5 protein-coding genes are annotated in these 5,604 nt (G+C 65.8%); all 5 read left to right on the plus strand.

The window, feature by feature from the left end:
* Positions 1 to 611: hypothetical protein (locus Mhypo_RS17085; RefSeq protein WP_206074948.1), on the plus strand; the 611-nt coding region annotated here is incomplete at its 5' end.
* A complete protein-coding gene (locus tag Mhypo_RS17090; RefSeq protein ID WP_119342444.1) occupies positions 608 to 1,198 on the plus strand; it encodes an FHA domain-containing protein in 591 nt (196 codons plus the stop codon). The genes Mhypo_RS17085 and Mhypo_RS17090, both read left to right, overlap by 4 nt.
* Positions 1,199 to 1,200: 2 nt before the next feature.
* Complete coding sequence (locus Mhypo_RS17095) at positions 1,201 to 2,859, plus strand: PP2C family protein-serine/threonine phosphatase (protein ID WP_119342445.1); 1,659 nt, start codon at positions 1,201 to 1,203, stop codon at positions 2,857 to 2,859.
* Between the two features lies 1 nt (position 2,860).
* Positions 2,861 to 4,579, plus strand: a complete 1,719-nt coding sequence (locus Mhypo_RS17100) for a VWA domain-containing protein (protein WP_119342446.1) — start codon at positions 2,861 to 2,863, stop codon at positions 4,577 to 4,579.
* Between the two features lie 31 nt (positions 4,580 to 4,610).
* Positions 4,611 to 5,480 carry an alpha/beta fold hydrolase gene (locus tag Mhypo_RS17105; RefSeq protein ID WP_119342447.1) on the plus strand — a complete coding sequence of 290 codons (870 nt, stop codon included), beginning with the start codon at positions 4,611 to 4,613 and terminating at the stop codon, positions 5,478 to 5,480.
* The last annotated feature ends 124 nt before the right edge of the window (positions 5,481 to 5,604 follow it).

A 5,604-nucleotide genomic window follows, 5' to 3' on the forward strand; every position in this document is an offset into this window, starting at 1 on the left:
TGCCTGGGCCCCAGCCCAGCCCCACCCCCAGCCCTGCACCTGCACCATTGGCTAGTAGGCTCTATAACCTGAGGCTTAACCTGCTCACGCTGGTGGCGTTTCTAGCCTTGTTTTATGTGTTCTTCGAGGTGCGCCCTGCCACCCTGCAAACCCTCTTGCAGCCCCTCGACGAACAGCTCCTACGCGACTTCAACACCTGGGTGCCGGGTTATCCCGAGGTCTTTCCCTGGCTGCGGGCAGGGTTTTATAGCGCAATTGTGCTGGGCGTTTTCTACACCCTGAGTTTTCTGGTGACCCAGGTGGTCTGGCTTTTGCCGCTGCTGGTGTTGGGGGGTGCAGGCTTGCTCTTGTACAGAAAACTGATCTCGCTCGAGCAAGGCGCCCTGGCCGCCGTCCTTCTGGGGGCAGTTTATTTGGGAGTGCTGTTTTTGGAGCGCCAGAGCATCCCATTGGCGGTGGTGCTGGGCCTGGTGGCGGCTTTTCGCTGGGCCAACCCCGCCCAGGGGGAAATCCTGGAGCCCGGTGGTCTGGCGGTCGCCGTGCTGATTCTAAGTTTTGGTGGTATCGTTCGCTTGACCCGCGAACGGCAAAGAGAGGAGCGTAATCCATGATCGTGTGTAAGGTATGCGGAACCGAGAATCCCGATGGAACCCAGTATTGCGAAAGCTGCGGGGTAGAGCTCACCCCAGAACCCGTGGTAATCGAAACTCCAGCGCCCGAGCCCGTGGTCACCGAGGCATCGGCTCCTCAATCCACTGAAACCCAGGCTGCACCTGAAATACCCGCCGAACCCGCGCAGCCCGAGGCCCTTCCTAGCGCGCCGGAGGCCCCCACCGCCCCGCCGCCAGCCCCCCTCTTCCGCCCGGCCAAGCTGGTCTTCAAGCGCTTTGGGGCCCTTACCAACGAAAGCATTCCCCTGCAAGGCCCGCGCCTGGTGGTGGGGCGTTTCGATGCCTCCACCGGCCCGGTGGAGATTGACCTGACCGGCGTGCCGGGCGCCGAGAACATCTCCCGTCGCCACGCCGAGCTGTTTTTTGAGGGGGTCTGGAAGGTGCGTGACCTGGGCTCCACCAACGGCGTGTTCATCAAGCGGGCCGGGCAGGAGGCCTACTCCCCCCGCCTGGTAGAACCCGCCGAACTTAAGAACGGCGACGAGATTGCCTTTGGCAATGTAATTGTGGTCTTCCAGGAGGGCTAGCCATGCCGGACAAGCGCCCCGGCGAGGATGAAACCCAGGAGGTCTTGCAGGCCGAGGCCGAGGGCATGACCCACGCCGATATGGGCCTGCCCCCCGAGGAAGAAGTGCCGCCTCCGGCGGGAGAAACCCCGGTAGAGGATTTTCTGGAGGAGACCTGGCTGCCTTCCACAGTGGAAAACCGCGCACTGGAGTGCGGCTCCTCCCACACCTGGGGCCCCCTGACCTTCCAGGTAGAAAGCCCTTACCTGGGGGGCTGGATGAACGCCAGACGGGGCGAAGAAAAAATACGGGTCAAACCCAGGGCCGACGCAGGCCCATTGACCGGGCTCGAGAGCCACCGCCTGTTGCCCCGGCTCGTCTACACCGGCCCCGAAGGGGTGGCCATCGAGGCGGTGGAGGGCGAGCCTGTGGGCCGCAAGCTCTCGCTGCCGGAGGCCCTGGGGGTGGTGCAGCCTCTGGCCCAGCTGGTGTACTTCCTCGAGCTCAAGGGCTTGGCACTGGTAGACCTCGAGCCCCATTCCCTGCGGCAAACCCCCCAGGGCCTCAAACTCACCCTGCCGCCCCGGCTGGCCCGCCTGGGCGAGCCAGCGCCCCAGGTCTGGCGGCAGGGCTACACCCCCCCGGAGGTGCTAGCCGAAGCGCCCCAGAGCAGCAAGACCGGGGTGTACCTGCTGGGGGCGTTGTTGTTTGAACTCCTCACCGGCACGGCGCTGCCGGTCGAAGGGCCCAGCGAGTTGCTGCTCTCGGGCATCCCGCTACCGGGTGTACCCCAGGCGCTGGCCCAGATGCTGGCCCCCCTACCGGGGCGGGCCACCCCCAAAGAGGCCCTAGCCCTGCTCAAAAAGCTTTCGCGCCCCAGTGAGGTGGAGGTGGTGCTCGAGCTCGGCGAGGCCACCAGCGTGGGCCTTAATCCCAGCCGCCACTACAACCAGGACGCCTACGCCTACCGCCTCGAGCGCGTCCAGTCGGAGTTTGGCCGCACCCTCTTGCTCCGGGCCTGCGTTGCGGACGGGATGGGCGGCATGGCCACCGGCGAGCGGGCCAGCCAGGCCGCCGTCGAGACCTTCATTGGGGGCAACCTGCCCCACCCCCTCGACGACCCGCAGGCCCAGTCCGACTGGGGGGTACGGCTGGTCTGGGCCGCCAACCAGGCTGTGCTCGAGGCCCTGGCGGGCCTGGATGGGGGCTGCACCCTGAGCGGGGTGATGCTCTGGGGGGCTCGCTACACCGTGGCCCACGTGGGCGATACCCGCGTTTACCTCTGGCGCCAGGGCCAGCTTCAGCAGCTCACCCGCGACCATTCGTTGGTCGCCGCCCTGGTGTCCAGCCATATGATTACCCGCGAGGAGGCCATGCAGCACCCCGACCGCAACCAGGTTTTGCGCTCGCTGGGCAACCTGCGCCAGCCGCAGGAGGGCTACGTGGAAACCCTGGAAGCCACCACCGGGCAGGTTTCAGGGGTGCTCGAGCCCGGCGAAGCCCTGGTGCTCGTCTCCGATGGGGTCTGGGGCGAGGTGAACGAGGCCCAAATGACCGAGATTTTGAGTCAGGCAGGTAGCTTCCAGGCCGCCGCCGAAGCCCTGGTGCAGCAAGCACTGGCCGCAGGTGCCCCCGACAACGCCACCGCGCTCATCGTCTGCCGCCGGGCTAGTCCGATTTGAGATGAGACCCACCCCCCGCACCTTTGCCCTCCTGGGTGCCGCTGGCGCACTGCTGGGCGGCCTCCTGGGGGAATTCCTGATACCCCCCGCGCCCCAGGCCTCCCAAGCCGCTCCACCGGCGGCTATTGCTCTGGTGATCGATGCTTCGGGCAGCATGGACGAACAAAACAAGCTGGCCGAGGTCAAGCGGGCCGCGCGGGACTTTGTGCTCAGACAAAACCTGCAAGTCACCCAGATTGCGGTGGTGGGATTTGGCAGTCAGGCCCACCTGGAAAGCTCCCTTTCCAGCAACCGGCAGGCTTTGCTCGAGGCCCTCGAGCGCATTCAGGACGGGGGGGGCACCATGATGGCGGAGGGCTTGCAGGCCGGCCTGGAGGCGCTGGGCCAGACCGAGGTGGTATCCCGTAGCATCCTGCTCTTTACCGATGGGGTTCCGGGCAGCACCCTCATGCCCGAGCCGGTGGCCCGCCGCCGTGCGCTTGGGGTGGCCGAGTCCATTCGGGCTCAGGGTATCCGGCTGGTAGCGGTGGGCACCGAGGACGCCAACCTGCGCTTCCTGGCCGAGCTCACGGGCTCGCGCGAGCTGGTCTTCTCCACCACTTCCGGACAGTTCGACCAGGCCTTCCGCCAGGCCGAGCAGGCCATCAAACAGCTTTTTGGAAACCGCGCACCCATCGGTGCCGGCCGGGCTTTACAAGAAGCCTTTTTGTGGGGGGGCCTGGTGGCTTTGGGGCTGGGCCTGGTGCTGCTGGTGGGCCAGAACATCCTGACCCTGCGTGGGCGCTGGTTCCGCGACCTGAGCTGGGTACCCTTTGGCGCTGCTCTGTTGGGTGGGGTTTCGGCATTGCTGGGGCAGTTGCTTCTGGTAACCGGCAGCGGCCGGGGTCTGGGTTGGGCCATTCTGGGGGCTGGGGCCGGGCTTTTCCTGGGGCTGGCGGATCGCTCGAGGGCCAAAGCCCTGCGGGGCGCCCTGGGGGGCGCAGCAGGGGGTTTTCTGGGCGGCCTGGTGTTCGAGTGGCTGCTGGGTGGCAGCAGCACCCTGGCCCGGCTGGTAGGGTTCGCAGTCCTGGGAGCAGCCATTGGGCTGATGGTGCAATGGGCCCAGCAAGCCTTCAAAACAGCCTGGCTGGTGGGCCTCACCACCGGCCCGTACGAGGGGAAGGAATATATTCTGGCCAAGCCGGTGGTCACGGTAGGCCGCTCCGATGCCAACGATATCGGCCTCTACCGCGAGCGCGACCTGCCGCTCAAGGCCGGTGTGCTGCGGCAGGAAAAGGGACAGTGGGTCTGGGATGGCGCTACCATTCTGGTCAACGGGCAGGGCACCTCCCGGCAGGTGCTGCAACCAGGCGACCGGCTGGGCTTCGGGGCCACCGAGTTTTTGTTTCAGATGCGCGGAGCCCTACCGCCCGAGGCCAAAGAAGCCTGGGTCTTGTATGGCAACCAGGGCTCGTATCCCCTGCCCTTCCCGCTCAAACATGCGGTCATCGGCTCGGCCCCAGGTTGCCAGGTACAGGTGCCCGGCATTGCCGACCAGCACGCCGAGATTCGTCTGAGCTACGAGGGGCTGAAGCTCGTGGTACGGGCCAGGCCCACCCGGCTCAACGGGCAAAGTTTGAAGGTTGGGCAGCAGGTAGCCCTCAAGGCGGGGGATTTGCTCGAGCTCGGCACGCAAGAACTGGCCCTGGCCCGGCAGCGCAACCTGCCTGAATCCGGGTGATAGCTCCCCGCACCGTTTTCGGAGGTGACCCATGTTCGACGGCTTCAAAAGCCTGGATGTCCAGACCTCCACCGCACGCATTCACCTGGTCAAAGGCGGCAGCGGCCCCCCGGTGCTGCTGCTGCACGGCTACCCCCAGACCCATGCCATGTGGCACAAGGTGGCCCCCCTGCTGGCGCAGCACTTCACGGTGGTGGCGTCCGACCTGCGCGGCTACGGCGATAGCGAGAAGCCGCCGGGCGACCCGGCCCACCAGCACTACAGCAAGCGCCAGATGGCCCAGGACCAGGTCGAGGTGATGCGGGCCCTGGGCTTTGAGCAGTTTTTCGTAGTCGGGCACGACCGGGGCGGGCGGGTGGGCCACCGCATGGCCCTCGATTACCCCGAACGGCTGCTAAAACTGGCTGTGCTGGACATTGCTCCTACGCCCTACGTGTTTGCCCACCTCAGTCGCGAGCTGGCCCTGGCCTACTACCACTGGTTTTTCCTGGCCCAGCCTCCTGGCTTCCCCGAGCGCCTGATTGGCTTCGACCCCATCGGGTTTTTGCACCAGAAGCTGGGCGGCTGGGGAACGGGCCTGGCGGCCTTTGCCCCCGAGGCCCTGGCCGAGTACGAGCGCTGCTTCCACGACCCCGCCACCATCCACGCCACCTGCGAGGACTACCGCGCAGCGGCCAGTATAGACCTCGAGCACCACGCCGCCGATAGCCACAAGGTGGCGTGCCCCTTGCTGGTGCTGTGGGGCGCAAAGGGCATAGTTCACCGTACTTGCGATCCCCTGGTGGCCTGGCGGGAGTATGCCCTGGATGTGCAGGGAAAGGCCATTGAGGCGGGCCACTTCCTCTGCGAGGAAAACCCCACCGCTACCACCCAGGCCTTGCTGGAATTCCTCCGGACATAAGTATCTCCACATCAGATTTTTACCTCTACAGCCCCCAGTAGACCTAAGGCATGCAAAAGGGCTTGCTTGAGTTGCGAGAGGCAAGCGTAATGACGGCGGGGCAGGAGGAAGGCTTTGAGCTTTT

The organism is Meiothermus hypogaeus (assembly GCF_003574035.1).
GTDB lineage: Bacteria > Deinococcota > Deinococci > Deinococcales > Thermaceae > Meiothermus > Meiothermus hypogaeus.